The sequence below is a fragment of the Neobacillus pocheonensis genome (assembly GCF_050477905.1).
In the GTDB taxonomy this organism is placed as follows: Bacteria; Bacillota; Bacilli; order Bacillales; family Cytobacillaceae; genus Neobacillus; species Neobacillus pocheonensis_A.
Map to the genome: position 1 here is coordinate 35,600 of NZ_JBCNAD010000022.1, position 15,338 is coordinate 50,937.

17 protein-coding genes are annotated in these 15,338 nt (G+C 39.6%); 1 reads left to right on the forward strand and 16 read right to left on the reverse strand.

What is annotated here, in order from left to right; all coding sequences use genetic code 11:
- Positions 1-162: 162 nt before the first annotated feature.
- The 6 genes from yabG to metG all read right to left on the reverse strand — a co-directional run bounded on the left by yabG (position 163) and on the right by metG (position 7,046).
- A complete protein-coding gene (yabG, locus tag ABES02_RS13115; RefSeq protein ID WP_430135293.1) occupies positions 163-1,074 on the reverse strand; it encodes a sporulation peptidase YabG in 912 nt (303 codons plus the stop codon).
- 118 nt (positions 1,075-1,192) lie between these two features.
- Entirely contained in the window at positions 1,193-2,071 is an 879-nt protein-coding gene (rsmA, locus tag ABES02_RS13120) for a 16S rRNA (adenine(1518)-N(6)/adenine(1519)-N(6))-dimethyltransferase RsmA (protein ID WP_430135296.1), read from the reverse strand.
- Complete coding sequence (gene rnmV, locus ABES02_RS13125; protein WP_430135299.1) at positions 2,064-2,624, reverse strand: ribonuclease M5; 561 nt, start codon at positions 2,622-2,624, stop codon at positions 2,064-2,066. The genes rsmA and rnmV overlap by 8 nt, the downstream gene beginning before the upstream one ends.
- A 158-nt stretch (positions 2,625-2,782) precedes the next feature.
- The gene (locus tag ABES02_RS13130; protein WP_430135302.1) at positions 2,783-3,964 is read right to left on the reverse strand and encodes a ubiquitin-like domain-containing protein; all 1,182 of its coding nucleotides are present in this window, start codon (positions 3,962-3,964) and stop codon (positions 2,783-2,785) included.
- Positions 3,965-4,201: 237 nt separating this feature from the next.
- Positions 4,202-4,969 (reverse strand): TatD family hydrolase, encoded by a 768-nt coding sequence (locus ABES02_RS13135; protein WP_430135305.1) that lies wholly within the window; start codon positions 4,967-4,969, stop codon positions 4,202-4,204.
- Positions 4,970-5,087: 118 nt separating this feature from the next.
- Positions 5,088-7,046 (reverse strand): methionine--tRNA ligase, encoded by a 1,959-nt coding sequence (metG, locus tag ABES02_RS13140; protein ID WP_430135308.1) that lies wholly within the window; start codon positions 7,044-7,046, stop codon positions 5,088-5,090.
- Positions 7,047-7,529: 483 nt separating this feature from the next.
- Between metG and ABES02_RS13145 the strand changes: the two genes are divergently transcribed.
- A complete protein-coding gene (locus ABES02_RS13145; protein ID WP_430135311.1) occupies positions 7,530-7,814 on the forward strand; it encodes an AbrB/MazE/SpoVT family DNA-binding domain-containing protein in 285 nt (94 codons plus the stop codon).
- A 75-nt stretch (positions 7,815-7,889) separates the two neighbouring features.
- Here ABES02_RS13145 and rsmI read toward each other — a convergent pair whose 3' ends face one another.
- The 10 genes from rsmI to ABES02_RS13195 form a co-directional block, all read right to left on the reverse strand.
- Positions 7,890-8,762 carry a 16S rRNA (cytidine(1402)-2'-O)-methyltransferase gene (gene rsmI / locus ABES02_RS13150; RefSeq protein ID WP_430135314.1) on the reverse strand — a complete coding sequence of 291 codons (873 nt, stop codon included), beginning with the start codon at positions 8,760-8,762 and terminating at the stop codon, positions 7,890-7,892.
- On the reverse strand, positions 8,740-9,027 hold the full coding sequence (locus ABES02_RS13155; RefSeq protein ID WP_430135317.1) for a GIY-YIG nuclease family protein: 288 nt from the start codon (positions 9,025-9,027) through the stop codon (positions 8,740-8,742). Before ABES02_RS13155 ends, rsmI begins: the two co-directional genes overlap by 23 nt.
- Positions 9,017-9,757, reverse strand: coding sequence for a tRNA1(Val) (adenine(37)-N6)-methyltransferase (locus tag ABES02_RS13160; protein ID WP_430135320.1), 741 nt, complete (start codon positions 9,755-9,757; stop codon positions 9,017-9,019). Before ABES02_RS13160 ends, ABES02_RS13155 begins: the two co-directional genes overlap by 11 nt.
- Before the next feature lie 48 nt (positions 9,758-9,805).
- A complete protein-coding gene (yabA, locus tag ABES02_RS13165) occupies positions 9,806-10,177 on the reverse strand; it encodes a DNA replication initiation control protein YabA (RefSeq protein ID WP_430135322.1) in 372 nt (123 codons plus the stop codon).
- A gap of 11 nt (positions 10,178-10,188) precedes the next feature.
- Positions 10,189-11,016 (reverse strand): PSP1 domain-containing protein, encoded by an 828-nt coding sequence (locus ABES02_RS13170; RefSeq protein ID WP_430135325.1) that lies wholly within the window; start codon positions 11,014-11,016, stop codon positions 10,189-10,191.
- Positions 11,009-12,016: a DNA polymerase III subunit delta' gene (holB, locus tag ABES02_RS13175; RefSeq protein ID WP_430135328.1), complete on the reverse strand. Its 1,008-nt coding sequence runs from the start codon at positions 12,014-12,016 to the stop codon at positions 11,009-11,011. The genes ABES02_RS13170 and holB overlap by 8 nt, the downstream gene beginning before the upstream one ends.
- An 18-nt stretch (positions 12,017-12,034) precedes the next feature.
- Positions 12,035-12,364: a cyclic-di-AMP receptor gene (locus ABES02_RS13180; RefSeq protein WP_223596413.1), complete on the reverse strand. Its 330-nt coding sequence runs from the start codon at positions 12,362-12,364 to the stop codon at positions 12,035-12,037.
- Between the two features lie 108 nt (positions 12,365-12,472).
- Complete coding sequence (gene tmk / locus ABES02_RS13185; protein ID WP_430135331.1) at positions 12,473-13,096, reverse strand: dTMP kinase; 624 nt, start codon at positions 13,094-13,096, stop codon at positions 12,473-12,475.
- 31 nt (positions 13,097-13,127) lie between these two features.
- Entirely contained in the window at positions 13,128-14,558 is a 1,431-nt protein-coding gene (locus ABES02_RS13190; RefSeq protein WP_430135333.1) for an aminotransferase class I/II-fold pyridoxal phosphate-dependent enzyme, read from the reverse strand.
- Between the two features lie 283 nt (positions 14,559-14,841).
- A complete protein-coding gene (locus tag ABES02_RS13195; RefSeq protein ID WP_430135336.1) occupies positions 14,842-15,060 on the reverse strand; it encodes a sigma factor G inhibitor Gin in 219 nt (72 codons plus the stop codon).
- Between the last annotated feature and the right edge of the window lie 278 nt (positions 15,061-15,338).

Here is a 15,338-nt window from a genome sequence, read left to right on the forward strand (position 1 = left end):
TAGTCCTGTCAAACAAAAATATAAATTATATCAGTCCGACAAAAAGTTTGTCAATATTTTTTCTTCTACTTTTTCTTCTAAATTTCAACATTTCTATCGTTACCTTAATGTCAAGGGAATATGTGCACTTTATAAAAAAAATAAGCCTCAGGGTCTAAAGGCTTATATTTTCTCTATATCTTGATCTTCTTCATCATCCTCATCCTGGATTGGTCTATATGGCATTCCTGTCCTTAATACACCTTTTGTTTCGATGCCTCCCAACCCCTTTTCTCCTGTTAACGTATTGCGCAGTACATCCCAAACATTGATTCTTTCCATAAACGGGGTAAAGCTTATTTTTGCCACGATATAGACCGGATCAAGTGCGTGTATATTGATCCTTGCTGGTGAGCTGGCGTAGTTTGCACCTGCATGAATTAACGATTCGAAATGTGATTGACAGGCACCCGCAAAAATGACCAACTGATCCAGATGTGGAACTTTCCTTCGTGCTTCTCTTACTGTTTGAACGAAGTGCTTGGAATGCCGATAGGCGTTAATATCAGTCATTTTTCCCTTCGCCTTCGAGTAGGCGTCATGTCCTGTGATGACAAGGATATCTGGACGATAGTAATCCATTAATTCACCAATTTTCTCAGGCATTTCCTTCTCGTTGCAATGGATGCCTAAAACAGGGACTCCAATTTTTTCATATAAGGTCATACATTTTTTTAGATAGGAGGGATCTCCATCTAAGTGTAGGACCCTGCCAGGAATCTGAAAATAATTGCTTGGTTTTACATACCCACCTGTTGCATCATATTCTTGTCTCTGTTTCAATAAATCTACATCCTGCGTAAAAAGTCTAAGTGACTGTTCTTCAAGAGTTCGGTATTCCTTAGTGAGTTTTAATCTTTCAGTTTGATTGATGACAACCAAATCATTATATGGAGCATCTGCTACGATGCGGAAATCTTCCCCGTAAAGGATCGCAAATTTCTGGTCATTTATTTTTCTAATATCGATAACACGAAAAAGAATATCACAGTTGTACGATCGTCTGCCGACAATATCCATTAATTTTATATCCACTGCCGTCACTCCAATTAGACCAGCAAAAAAGGCCTTTCAAGTAGTAATAAAGTTCTCTCATAGGCTATGCAGGGATATTTGTCCTTGTGAAAAAAATAAAAAGACCTTGGAACAAGGTCTAGTGAAAGTATGGATATAGTTCGTCACTTAAGCGGCCAAATTCCTCTAAAGAGAGGGTCTCGCCTCTTCGTGATGGTTCAATGCCACCGGCTGCTAGTGCCGCAAGAATTAACTCTTTCTTCTGTTTCCCATCCGGCAGCTGGCTCGTCAAATTATTCAACAAAGTTTTTCTCCTTTGCGCAAAGCTTGCCTTTGTCACTTGGAAAAAGAAATCCTCATCCTTGACGCTGACAGCCGGGCTTTCCCGCTTAATCAGCCTAATTACCGCTGAATCAACATTTGGCTGGGGTACAAATACCGTTTTAGGTACAATCATCACCGTCTCAGCCTCTGTATAGTACTGAACAGCAATAGAAAGGGATCCATAATCCTTTGTCCCTGGCTTAGCGGAAATCCGATCTGCTACCTCTTTTTGGAGCATACAGACAATACCGCGGATTGGCAGATGTTCCTCGAGCAACTTCATGATAATAGGTGTCGTCACATAATAAGGTAAATTCGCCACAACCATAACATCGGTAAGTCCGGCAAACTGTTCAGCCATTACAGTTCCGACATCTGCCTCTAATACGTCATTATGAATGATGCTGACATTCGGATACGGCGAAAGGGTATCAGCTAAAATAGGCAGCAATCTTTGGTCAATCTCGAAGGCTACAACCTTCTGAGCCGAGCGGGCAAGCTGCTCTGTCAAGGCTCCAATCCCCGGCCCAATCTCAATCGCTCCGGATTCTTCCGTTAAATCAGCAAAACTAACGATTTTTTTTAATATATTGGTATCAATTAAGAAATTCTGGCCTAGGCTTTTCTTAAATGAAAAACCGTATTTCTCCAGAATCGCCTTTGTTCTTACGGGTGTTGCAATATCTTTATTCATTTTTTTCCTCCAGCCTAACAACAGCAAGTGCCTCTGCAAATTCCAGTTTGCTTATTTGAAACATCATTAAGCGCTTATGCAGCTGTTTTCCATTTGTATAGCCTATTTTTAACAGCTTTCCCAGTAAGATCCTCCGTTCCTTTGAACCTTCACCACCAACAAGTCCGGCAGTAATTAAATCCTCTTGGGAAATCTCTTCTGAAATCGTTTCATGCATGGTTTGTGCATCCTTCAATGCCTCTCGTATAGCTTCTGGCTTGGCATGCTCAACTCCGACACCTTTACCGCCTTTCGCAATGGCTGCTTCTTTTGGTAAAAAGGCATGCTTGCACCCTGGGACGTTTTCAGCAATTGTCTTCCTGATCTTTTCCCCAGGAAAGTCGGGATCTGTAAAAATGATGACGCCTCTTGTTTCTTGAGCACGCTTTACTTTTTCAATGGTAGCTTGATTTACTGCAGAACCATTTGTTTCGATCGTATCTGCATCTATTGCTCTTTTTATGGCAGTCGTATCATCCTTGCCTTCTACGACAATGATTTCTCGTATCTTCATTCTTCCTCCAAAAAAATTAAAAATAATTGAAAAAAAACTGAAACATTTTTGTAATGTCCATCGTCTATATTATCAAACACATTCATAAGCTAAAGTATAAATAACTTTGAAGAAAAAGTAAAAATGCAGAGGAAAGGACCCTCTGCACCCCAAAAAAATTAATTTAAAATCTTTATCTTTACCTTTTTACGTCCCCAGCGGTATGCATCGGAATTAGACGGCACAAAAACATCAATGATATAACCTTTTATCGCCCCACCGGTGTCAGCTGCAACAGCATAGCCATAGCCTTCGACAAAAACCTTCGTTCCGAGCGGAATAATCCTCGGATCAACGGCAATGACTTTCATATTTGGATTAGCACGGAGATTAAGACCTGTTGCAGTACGCCCTGAACAGCCATTACAATTCGCTGTATAGGCGGTTGCAGTAACATAAAACTCTGTTCCCGTTTCATCTGCGCCACGGGAAACTTGCATAGACAAATCCTTCGTTCCGACAGCCACAACTTTATCCTGTTTCTCTGAAATCATCTGCTCGCTTAATAATTTTCTTGAAACTTCCTTGCCATTTTCAAGTAAAACTTCGAATTGCTTTGAAACGCGGCCTTGTTTACCTGCTGATAATGTCTTCTCTTTCCCTTTTGCTAAGCTTTCATCTTTCTTTGTAACAACAGCAAATTCAACAGGTTCTTCCACTACATCGGTGACTTTTTCTACTCTGATGACGTTAACAACACCATTCTCTTTCATTTTTTCTGTTAGTGTTGGTTCAACTCGGTCTAATGTATTTAGCTTGATTCCCTGCTGCTTCAAAAAGTCAGCGACCGTAGTCGAAGTGGTCCAAACTTGTTGTGATTTTCCGTTGTCAACTAAAGTAAGATTTAAGGCTTTTTCAATGCCAACCGTCAGCTTGTTTTTGATTGTCGCTTGCGGTTTTGGTGAGATTTGATCATGAGCGTTCAAAACAATTTTCTGCTCCTTTAAGAGCTCAGCCACATTCCCGGCTGTTGTCCAAATCGTTTTTTTCTCGTTGTCCTTCACAATAGTAACCTGTTTCGCCTGCTTCCAAACGACATTAAGGTGGTCCCTCACCTTTGCATTTGCCTTTGGAGATAGGTAGTCTTGTGAGCGAAGTGATACATCCAGTTCATCAAATAACTCTTTGACGGTATCTGCATGTGTGTTAACGACCTTTTGCTCGCCATTAAGAGTAATTGCAACAGTTTTCTTTGATCCTTCGAAAAAAAGAATGCCAAGAGTTGTTAACAAAACTACAAAACTAGCAAAAGCAATGGTCAAATTTCTCCCGCTCAAAGACATGAAATTCAGGTTTTTCATGTTTTTGAATACGATGAAAAACGCCTCCTTTTCTTGGAGAGATTATTGAGAACCATGCTGTCGGCTGTCAACCCTTGCTTACGCTGTGAACGTATTTTTAATTATGCATAATATTGAGAAAATTGCAAAGGAAAACTTATCGACACGGTAATCCTATGTTGAAAAGGAGACGTGTAGAACTTTTTGTTATCAGAAAAAATTAAGACAAGCTTCTTGCCCATTCGACAAATTGTCTTATCATTTTATGGCGAATAATTTTTTAGCATTTCGTGTCGTTACTTCGGCCACTTCCTCTAAAGAAATCCCCTTTATTTCGGCAATTTCTTCTGCGACGAGCTTTACATAACTCGGTTCATTCCTCTTACCTCGATATGGATGTGGAGCTAAATATGGGCAATCGGTTTCAATTAATAATTTATCTAAAGGAATTTCAGCCGCTACTTCCTTCGGCTTTTTTGCATTTTTAAAGGTTACAGGACCTCCGAGTGATATGTAGAAGTTCATCTTTACGCATTCTTTTGCCACCTCTGGACTCCCACTAAAGCAATGCATAATCCCCCCTACTTCCTCTGCCCCTTCCTCTTTTAAAATTTCAACAATATCAGCCGTTGCCTCCCGATTGTGGATAACAATAGGCAGCTTCACTTTTTTGGCTAATCTGATTTGCTTGCGGAAAACTTCCTTCTGAATGTCTTTTGGAGACTTGTCCCAATGATAGTCCAAGCCCATTTCCCCAATAGCAACAACCTTAGGATGCTGAGATAATTCCTCAATCCAAGCTAAATCCCCATCCGTCATATCAATGGCGTCAACGGGATGCCAGCCAACACAGGCATAGATAAACTCATAGCTTTCCGCTAATTCCATCGCTTTTTCGATCGTCGGTCTATCAAAACCGACAACAACCATATTGCTAACTCCCTCAGCTTGCGCTCTTTCAATCACTTCCTGTAAATCTTCGTTATATTGTTCTGCATTTAAATGTGCGTGTGTGTCGAATAACATGGAACAATCTCCTTTTTACATTAGGTTAAATTTTTGAAAAAAATATCTTTGTCATAAATGAAATGAAAAAAGGGAAATGCCACGAAATTTGTTTCACGTGGAACATTTCCCATTATTTTTATTTTACTTTCGATCCATTTGGAAGCGTTTGGTCTACGGTGGCAAGCGATAACTGGCCATCTTTAGAACCTGCTAAAATCATTCCTTGTGATAATTCACCACGTAATTTAACTGGTTTTAAATTAGTTATACAAATAACTTTACGCCCTACTAATTCTTCAGGCTTATAGTACTGGGCAATTCCCGATACAACCTGGCGCTTTTCATAACCAAGGTCAAGCTGAAGCTTCAGCAGCTTATCTGCTTTTTTAATCGGCTCTGCTTGGATGACTTCTGCAACGCGGAGGTCAATCTTCATGAAATCATCAATGGCGATCTCATCGATTTCTTCAGGTTTTTCCTCTTTCTTTTCCTCCGCAGCCTCTGGAGCTCCGCCTTGCATCTTTGCCTTGATGAATTCCACTTCTTCCGCAATTTCGAGCCTAGGGAAAAGCGGAGCATCCTTGGCCACCTTTGTACCGCTAGGAATCATTCCGAAATTCCCAAGACTATCCCATGCTTTAAGAGCATCGTCTTCTATTCCTAACTGTTTGAAAATCCCTTCTGGGGTACGTGTTAAAAACGGTTTTAAAAGAATCGCTGTTCGGCGTAGTGATTCTGCCAAATGAACCATTACACTAGCCAGATCCTCTTTTTTACCCTCATCTTTAGCTAGCGTCCATGGCTGCGTTTCATCGATATATTTATTGGTTCGGCTGACTAATTGCCAAATGGATGTTAAGGCAACGGAAAATTCCATTTTCTCCATCGCTTCTTCGTATTTTGCAACCGTATCACGATTTACTTGAAGCAAGGAATCATCAAATTCACTGACAAAACCTGTATAGGTTGGAATAACCCCTGCAAAATATTTTTCAATCATCGCAACCGTACGATTTAACAGATTTCCAAGGTCATTGGCTAAATCAAAGTTAATTCTTTCGACAAATCCTTCCGGTGTAAACACACCATCAGAACCAAATGGTACTTCTCTTAATAAATAATAACGCAGTGCATCAAGGCCATAGCGGTCAATTAAGGTAACTGGGTCAACGACATTCCCCTTTGATTTGGACATTTTTCCATCCTTCATTAACAGCCAGCCGTGCGCAAATACCTTTTTAGGCAGCGGAACATCCAAAGCCATAAGCATAATTGGCCAGTAAATCGTGTGGAAACGAACAATCTCCTTCCCTACCAAATGAACATCGGCAGGCCAGTAATTCAAATAATTCGCATCGTTTTCTGTGCCGTAACCTAATGCCGTAATATAGTTAGAAAGAGCATCAATCCAAACATAGATTACATGCTTTGGATCACCCGGAACTTTAATCCCCCAATCAAACGTAGTTCTTGAAACCGCTAAGTCCTCTAATCCAGGCTTTATAAAGTTATTAATCATTTCATTTTTACGAGATTCAGGCTGGATGAACTCAGGATTCTCTTCGTAATACTGCAAAAGTCGGTCGGCATATTTGCTCATTCTAAAAAAGTAAGATTCCTCCCTTACCTTTTCAACTGGACGGCCGCAATCAGGGCAATTTCCATCCACTAACTGCCGGTCAGTAAAAAACGATTCGCAAGGTGTGCAATACCAGCCTTCATATTCATCGAGATAAATATCTCCCTGTTCAAGCAATCTCGCAAAAATCTTTTGGACAATTTGCTTATGTCTTTCTTCTGTTGTCCTGATAAAATCATCATAGGAAATATCAAGTTTATTCCAAAGTACTTTAATTTCTTCCGCCATTCCGTCTACATACTGCTGCGGAGTAATCCCCGCTTCTTCCGCTTTGCGCTGAATTTTTTGCCCATGCTCATCTGTTCCTGTTAGATACCTAACATCATAGCCGCGCATCCGCTTATAGCGTGCCATTGCATCACCAGCAACCGTGGTATAAGCATGACCAATATGTAAATTTCCACTTGGGTAATAAATCGGTGTGGTTAGGTAAAAAGTCTTTAATTTTTCCTCCATTTTTACTCCTCCTAATTCGGCAGGCAATCGTAATCCCTACTGACCATTATTGCCTCTTTTTTCCCTCTTCTATCCTCAAAATATACCGAAATTTGGACATTTGTGCAAGAAAGCTCCTTTCATTCACTTCCAAGTTTTTAAAATATTTTCCTATTACACCCATAAAAAGCAGAGTGCTATCGAAATTTATGTTGGTTACAAGATAAAATTGTAGATATTTGTCGAATTATATATCGATATAAAAGAGTGTGTATTTACACTACGATAATATTAAAAACGGTGTATAAATGTAAGAATATTAAGTAAAACCCTTTTAAATCAACAATCGTCACGTAAGGAAAAATTTTCTATTACTTTTCAAAATAAAAATTATTGACGAATATGGGAATGGCTGGTATTATGAATGTAAGAGAAATTTGTCGAATAATGACGAATTGTAGAATAGATATTATACTTTTTTTATGAGTGAGAGGAGATTATAAAATGAAATCTACTGGTATTGTTCGTAAAGTTGATGAATTAGGTCGCGTAGTTATTCCGATTGAACTAAGACGTACTCTTGGAATCGCTGAAAAGGATGCTCTTGAAATTTATGTTGATGATGATCGCATCATCCTTAAAAAGTACAAGCCAAACATGACTTGCCAAGTAACTGGCGAAGTTTCTGATGATAATTTAGCACTAGCAGGCGGAAAATTAATTCTTAGCCGTGAAGGTGCAGAACAATTACTTCAAGAAATTCAAAACAGCTTTACATTAGCAAAATAAGAGATATAAGAGAAAATCAACATTCCACATTAACATAAATGGCTCCAGACCCTTATTGGTTCTGGAGCTTTTAATTTACTCAATATGATAAGCCTGATAAACTTCGCGCTTATTCATGCTCCGGTCCTTTGCTGTTTGCTTGATCGCTTCTTTGGAAGCCATGTTTTTTACAGAAATATAGTGATTAACATGTTCCTCAATAGTTAGTAGATCCCACCAGCTGGATTCTTCCTCTTCCTCACCAGTTGATCCCTCGACAATCAAACAAAATTCCCCGCGAATTTCATCTTGATTTGCCCATTCAATTGCTTCTTGGATGGTCCCGCGAATAAATTCTTCAAACTTCTTTGTCAGTTCACGGCACAAGGCAATTTTTCGATCCCCTAGAATTTCAAGCATAATCGCCAATGTTTCTTTCAGACGGTGGGGCGATTCGTAAAAAATAATGGTTGCCGTTTGTTTCTTTAAACCCTCTAGTTCTTGGCGCTTTTCTTTTTTCCCCCGTCCTAGAAACCCATAAAAGTAAAAAGGCTGACAGCTAATTCCTGAGGCAATTAAGGATGTTAAGGCTGCATTAGCTCCTGGTAAAGGAACAACCGTCAATTTGTCGTTAACAGCAGCCTGGACCAGCTCAAAACCTGGATCAGAAATTGTTGGCATCCCTGCATCACTGACAAGGGCTATTTTCTGACCTTCTTTGATTCTTTGAATCAGTTTTTCGCCGCTTGTCTCTTTGTTGTGCTCGTGATAGCTGACAACAGGCGTTTCAATTTCAAAATAATTGCAAAGCTTTTTCGTATTACGTGTATCCTCTGCAGCAATCAAATCTGCTTCTTTTAACATTCTGACTGCCCGAAAGCTCATATCCTCCAAATTTCCTATTGGAGTTGGAACAAGATAAAGAATTCCTTTATGTTCTTCATTCTCAAAGCTTTTCTGCTGCCACATCATAACCACCCGTTTCTTCCATTAAAAACTCTATTTTCTTTTTTCGTGTTAACCTTTTAAAATCATATTCCGCTCTAAGGGCATCACTTTTATTGTCAAAGCCTTTATAAAAAGTCAACTCAACTGGCCCTCTTCCTCGTGTATATTTTGCCCCTTTTCCTTCGTTATGAAGCTTTAGGCGGCGCTCAAGATTATTGGTATAACCGCCATAAAAGCTCCCATCCCTGCAAGTTAAGACATAAAAATAATGTTCACTATTCTCCATATAAAATCTCTCTGATTTCGGGAGTGTATTCATCCTGGTCATTATAAACCATCAGCGGCGGCAGAATTTTTAAATCTGGACTGCCATCTTTGATTGCCTCCACTAAAAGTGTGTTGGCTTCCTTCCCTTGTTTAGGGTACACGAACTGAATTCGCTTTGGCTCAAGTCTATATGCGCGCATCAGCGTAATCATATCAAGGAGTCGTCCCGGACGATGGACAAAAGCCACTTTTCCCCCCTGACGAACTAATTGACTGGAAGCTTTTATCGCATCTTCTAGTGTGCAGAAAATCTCATGGCGAGCAATGGCAAGATGCTCATTTGGATTGATTTCGTCCTTAGATGGTGTCGTAAAATATGGGGGATTGCAAGTAACAACATCGTATTTCCCAAAGCCTAATTGTTTAGGCATCTCCTTAATATCACCATGAACCATGTGTAACCGGTCCTGAAGGCCGTTATATTCAACACTTCTAACCGCCATATCATATAGACGCTCTTGAATTTCTACTCCTGTAATTTTCCCTCTTGTACGAGCGCTCAAAAATAACGGAATTACACCATTGCCGCTGCAAAGATCAATTAAATTTCCTTTTTGAATGGGCACATACACAAACCTTGCCAGCAATACGGCATCGAGGGAAAAGGCAAAAACAGATGGGCTTTGAATAATCCTCAAATTCTCAGCAAGTAAATAATCAAGCCGCTCATCATCTTTCAAATTTACCATCTTGTCCTCCTAATATGAAAATAGCCTCCCCGTTGAAGGAAGGCTAAACTATTTCTTATTAAGGAAGGAAAGGCAAAATAAACAATCGCCTTCCTTCCGCAAGCTTCCAAAGTGAAGGTTGCAAATATGAAAGCCTTCTTGGTAAAGACGGGCGAGGTTATCGTACCCCTCACCAACATCAAACGGCTTCATGACGGGTGCCCCTGTTTGAGCTGCCCCTTTTTTAACCTCTGTGTCTTTCTTTTCTACTTCCGTGGTAACATCTAATCGGCGCCTTAGATGTTCATTTTCAAGCTTTAAATAATGATTTTCTTCTAGTATTTCGGCTAAATGCTGCTTCAATTCCCCTAGCTGTTGGTAAAGATGGCCAATTTGTGTTTCCATATTACTGACTGATTCAAATATCTCTTTTTTATCCACGTGCACACCTCTTAATCTGTGGATTGTATAGAAAAGGCACCTTCTTTAATGATTTCATCCAAAGTATACTCCAGAACCCGTTCTTGTTCCTTTAGTTCTACCTGAAGTACCCGTTCTAATATATTTAATCCTACTACTTTTCCAGCACCCATTGGTGTTTCAATGACTTCTCCTAAATCAGGGAGCTGCTCTTTTGCAGATTCATATTCATCATTTTCATATTTTAAGCAGCACATTAATCTACCGCATAAACCGGAAATTTTAGTAGGATTTAAAGATAAATTTTGATCCTTCGCCATTTTGATGGAAACGGGATCAAAGTCACCTAAAAAGGTTGAACAGCAAAGCATTCTGCCGCAAGGTCCAATACCTCCAAGCATCTTTGCTTCGTCCCGGACCCCAATCTGACGCAATTCAATACGCGTCCGGAAAATAGCCGCTAAGTCTTTCACAAGCTCGCGAAAGTCGACTCTTCCATCAGCAGTAAAATAAAAGATTATTTTATTACGGTCAAATGTATATTCAACATCGACTAGTTTCATATCCAGTTGATGTTCATTTACTTTCTCATTACATACTTCATAGGCTTCCTGGGCTGCTTGTTTATTTTCATCTACAATCATTCGATCCTTTTGGTCTGCGATTCTCACGACCTTTTTCAATGGCAGAACAACATCATGCTCCCCCACCTGTTTGCGGGGAATGACAGCCCTTCCATATTCGACGCCGCGTACCGTTTCAACAATGACAAAATCATCTTTTTCGATTGAGAGGTCTCCAGGATCAAAATAATAGATTTTCCCCGCCTTTTTAAAGCGTACTCCTACAACATCATACAAATGAAGATCCCTCCTGCAATTTTAACACAAGCTGTTCCATCATCAGCTGAGGATTCATATTAGCCGCAAGCTTCCTCTTTGATTCAAGGATAGCTGACATTTGTTCCGATAGGCGCCGGCCGGATGTTTGCAAGGCAAATTGCTTTAACCGCTCACTTTCTCCTTTAAAAACAATTTGCTCCTGCTTATCTAATTGTATATATAGTAAATCCTTAAAAATAAGAAGTAAAAGATCTAAACCACGTTGAATCTGTTCTTTATCTTTAAAGTGAGGGAACCAATCACTTTGAAGCGTTACCATCGCCTCAAGTGGATTTTTTCTCAACACTTCATATAATTTTAACATTATTTTTTGGGCTTGTGCAAACCATTCGTTGGCATTTAATTCAATAGCTTCATCGATACTATTGGTCAACTGGGCCAATAGTGGTGCCTTCAGCATATCCACACCGCTTTCCACCAATTGTTTTATCATCACTTGCGGTGATAATGGTTGAAATGTTAATGTTTGGCACCGTGAAAGAATGGTAGGTAATATTTGCTGGGGCTGCTCGGTTAGTAATATGGCCACCGTCTCGGCATTGGGTTCTTCAAGGAATTTTAATAAGCTATTCGAAGCGCTGTTACTCATTTTATCAGCATGGACGATCAAGTAAACCTTCCTTAAGGATTCTAATCCTTTTTTTGAAAACTCTACTTGCAGGTTTCTAATCTGGTCCACCTTAATTGACAGCCCATCCGGCTCGATTAAATGAACATCCGGATGATTGCCATGGTTAATCCGGCGGCAATTTTTACATTCTTCACATGGTTTAAAGCCGCTGGTTATGGATTCGCAGAAAAGGGACTTCGTTAAGAGTAGTCCTATTTCTCTTTTCCCAGTCCCTCTCATGCCCTCAAAAAGATATGCATGGGCCACTCGATTTTTTAATAAGCTGTTTTGTAACATTTTTAAAACTGCTGGCTGCAGCTCTTCTAGTTGATCCCATGTTTTAACCACATTTATCACTCACTTTTTTTAAAAATGCATGTATTGCTCAATAGGGAGAACGAATACGGTTGCCCCGCCTACCTCTACTTCCACAGGATATGGAACATAGGAGTCGGCGTTTCCGCCCATTGGGGACACAGGTGAAACGAGCTGATCCCTCGCTCTGCAGTTATCCTTAATAATCTGAAGAGCCCGGTCGACGCGAATATCTTCCGTCCCAATCATGAAGGTAGTGTTGCCTGATTTTAAAAATCCACCTGTACTAGCTAGTTTTGTCGCTCTAAAATTATTCTCTACTAATGCTTTTGATAACCGGTTGCTATCTTGGTCTTGTACAACAGCGATAATTAGTTTCATCGAACAATCCTCTCCTCTATTAAACCGATTCTAGTTCCCTTTATCTATATTATAGCAGATTTATTTTAAGTGGATATTTAGCCATGAAAAAAAGCCTTAACAAGAAGGCTACTTTTCGGTTAATTTTGCTTCAACAATCTTGATGGTCTCTTTAAAAACTTCATCTACTGTTCCAGAAGCATTAATTTTTATAATGCGCTTGGGAAAACGTTCAATGAGAAGATGATAGCCCTCCCGCACTTTGTGGTGAAATTCAAGATTTTCTAAATCTAATCGATTAATTTCACGGCCTTTATTTTTATTGATACGGTTTAGCCCTTGCTCTGGCTCGATATCAAAATAGATCGTTAACGCTGGCATTAAATTTTCAATAGCAAATTGATTAATGCTCCATACTTCGTCAATACCTAACCCTCTTGCATAGCCTTGATAGGCAAGGGAGCTGTCCACAAACCGGTCGCAAAGGACATCTCTTCCCGCTTCTAATGCCGGTTTCACTCTCTCTATTAAATGTTGTCTTCGTGCTGCTGCATAGAGCAAAGCTTCTGTCCGGGGATCCATAGCTGTATTTTCTTTGTCTAAAATAACTCTTCGAATTTGTTCCGCGATATCAATGCCGCCAGGTTCTCGTGTTAACAAGGCGTGGTTAAGTTTTTTGGCAACCATGCTGATGATTGTAGTCTTTCCCGCACCATCCGGGCCCTCAAATGTAATAAACGTTCCTTTGTTCATTGAAATAAAACCCTCCAAAACTGTATGAATCTTAAGGTGTACAAAAAATTCTTATTAACTCTTTTTTTAAGGCTGAGCCGCCTTGAAACCTTGCCCCTGATTTTAAAAGTGCTTTCAGCTGGTTAAGCTTGTCTGCTGTCACTATTTCTCCCTTTAAAAGCAATGGAATTCCAGGAGGATAAGGAATAATCGTTTCGGCACAAACCTTTCCTATGACATCATTTATAGGTATTTCCCTCTCTGCTAAATCAGGCATTTCTTTATATGGAATGGCTAAGGTGGAAATCCTGTCGTTAGCAGGTTGATACGGTACACTCCATTCTTGATACGATAGATTTCCTAAAATAGTCCTTATTTTTGATACTGTTTCACGTAAAGGATATTTATCTCCTGCTTTTAATAAAGGCAGGATGAGTAGAACATTATAGGGATCTGCTAACTCCGTGAAGATGGATTGTTCCTCTAATTTTTTTTGAATCTCAAACCCCGTTAATCCGCATCTGGACTGAATGGTAATTTTCAATATATCTCCATGATGTTCTGGAAACTCTAATACTTTAATTTGGGGAATTTTTGCTAGTTCCTCTTTAAAGTGGTTTATTTCTTTTTGTAAAAATAATATGTCCTTTTGGTCATATTGGGCTAAATAATTTCTTGCGAGATCCAGTGATGCCATGATTGGATAGGACGGACTACTCGACTGGAACATTCCTAGATATTCCTTTACCTTATTCCTATGAATAAATTTACTATTAAAATGTAAATATGAGCCCATCGTCATCGCTGGCAACGTTTTATGGGCGGATTGAACGACAATGTCTGCGCCCATTTGCGCTGCGGAAGTCGGAAAGGGTTTGCCGATGATAAAATGCGCGCCATGGGCTTCATCGACTAATACAGGCATATGATGTAGATGGGCTTGGTTAATAATTTCTTGTATATCGCTGGTTAGTCCGTAATAGTTAGGATACGTTATTATAATCGCCTTGGCATTCGGGTATTGGTGGATGGCTTTGGTTACTGTTTCAACACTAATTCCCCCAGCCACGTTCCATCCCTGAATATATTCCGGCTCTAAAAATACAGGGTTTGCCTTTGTTAGTTTTAACGCATTTAAAACAGACTTATGACAGTTCCTTTGAACGAGGATAGTGTCGTCTTCTGAACCTGCTGACATGATCATCGCAAGGTTGCCGACAGTCGACCCATTTACAAGAAAGTAACTTTTTTCTACCTGATACAGATTCGCTAAAAGGATTTCAGACTTTAAGATAGCTTCTTCAGGTGAGTGCAAGTCATCTAAACCAGATAGTTCAGTAGCATCGAGCTGAAGGATTGGCTTAAAAAATGGTGACTGGTTAAGAAGACCATTTTTATGACCAGGTACATGAAAGGAAATGGGATTCTTTCTTTGATGTTCCAATAAGGCATGATATAGGGGTGTTTCTGTTTGCTTGTTCATTTTTATATACTTCCTTTACATAGTCACATCTATTTTAACAAAAAGCTATGTTAAAGAACATTGTTGATTCTCTAAGCACGTTGATTGGAGCGGAAGGCGCGAAGACTCCTGCGGGAGTACGGGGTAGGGGAGACCCATCAGGAGTGAAGCGACGAGGATGCTCCCCAACACGCCCGCGAACCGCTCGCGCCTGGAGCGGAAATCAACAGACTAGTTTAATAGAGCCTAACAGACTGGCAATCCCTTTTCCATGGCAAAAAAATAAAGCCCCCTCAAGGACTTGTTACGAAAATATTTCTGGAGTTGTTATTTTTTTAAGCTGTTTAAGAAAATATTTATATTTTGGGTCATTTGTATCTGTTTGAATCAAATCATTTTCACAGTCCGTACAAATAAAAGAAGAGTATAGATGTATGCCTTTTGGCTTTAGATTCTCACAAATTACACATGTTTCTTCAAGCTGACTATGTGCTAAAAATGAACTCAATCCCTCCACCTCCATACATCCATTCTGCCCGCAAAGTTTGATTTGTATACAATTTTTCGAATACTCTTTATTATATTATGTTGCGTTTTAGAATTGGGTGTATGTCTATACGTGATTTCTTTTAAAAACTGTAAATTTTTGTTTGAGTTTATTTTCTTTATAAGGGCATTGTGGACTCAGCTTTTATTTCCTTCGCTTCCCGCGTCCTCTATATAATCCAGTTTTCTTTTTTGGATAAAAAATTTGCCCAAAACAAAAAGACAATCCTCGCAGATTGTCCTTTTAATGTGCCT

Coding starts and splice junctions, on each gene's coding strand:
- rsmA (WP_430135296.1), bottom strand. CDS start 2,071: ATGAATAAAGATATTGCAACACCCGTAAGAACAAAGGCGATTCTGGAG.
- rnmV (WP_430135299.1), bottom strand. CDS start 2,624: ATGAAGATACGAGAAATCATTGTCGTAGAAGGCAAGGATGATACGACT.
- ABES02_RS13130 (WP_430135302.1), bottom strand. CDS start 3,964: ATGAAAAACCTGAATTTCATGTCTTTGAGCGGGAGAAATTTGACCATT.
- ABES02_RS13135 (WP_430135305.1), bottom strand. CDS start 4,969: ATGTTATTCGACACACACGCACATTTAAATGCAGAACAATATAACGAA.
- metG (WP_430135308.1), bottom strand. CDS start 7,046: ATGGAGGAAAAATTAAAGACTTTTTACCTAACCACACCGATTTATTAC.
- ABES02_RS13145 (WP_430135311.1), top strand. CDS start 7,530: ATGAAATCTACTGGTATTGTTCGTAAAGTTGATGAATTAGGTCGCGTA.
- rsmI (WP_430135314.1), bottom strand. CDS start 8,762: ATGTGGCAGCAGAAAAGCTTTGAGAATGAAGAACATAAAGGAATTCTT.
- ABES02_RS13155 (WP_430135317.1), bottom strand. CDS start 9,027: ATGGAGAATAGTGAACATTATTTTTATGTCTTAACTTGCAGGGATGGG.
- ABES02_RS13160 (WP_430135320.1), bottom strand. CDS start 9,757: ATGGTAAATTTGAAAGATGATGAGCGGCTTGATTATTTACTTGCTGAG.
- ABES02_RS13180 (WP_223596413.1), bottom strand. CDS start 12,364: ATGAAACTAATTATCGCTGTTGTACAAGACCAAGATAGCAACCGGTTA.
- tmk (WP_430135331.1), bottom strand. CDS start 13,096: ATGAACAAAGGAACGTTTATTACATTTGAGGGCCCGGATGGTGCGGGA.
- ABES02_RS13190 (WP_430135333.1), bottom strand. CDS start 14,558: ATGAACAAGCAAACAGAAACACCCCTATATCATGCCTTATTGGAACAT.
- ABES02_RS13195 (WP_430135336.1), bottom strand. CDS start 15,060: ATGGAGGTGGAGGGATTGAGTTCATTTTTAGCACATAGTCAGCTTGAA.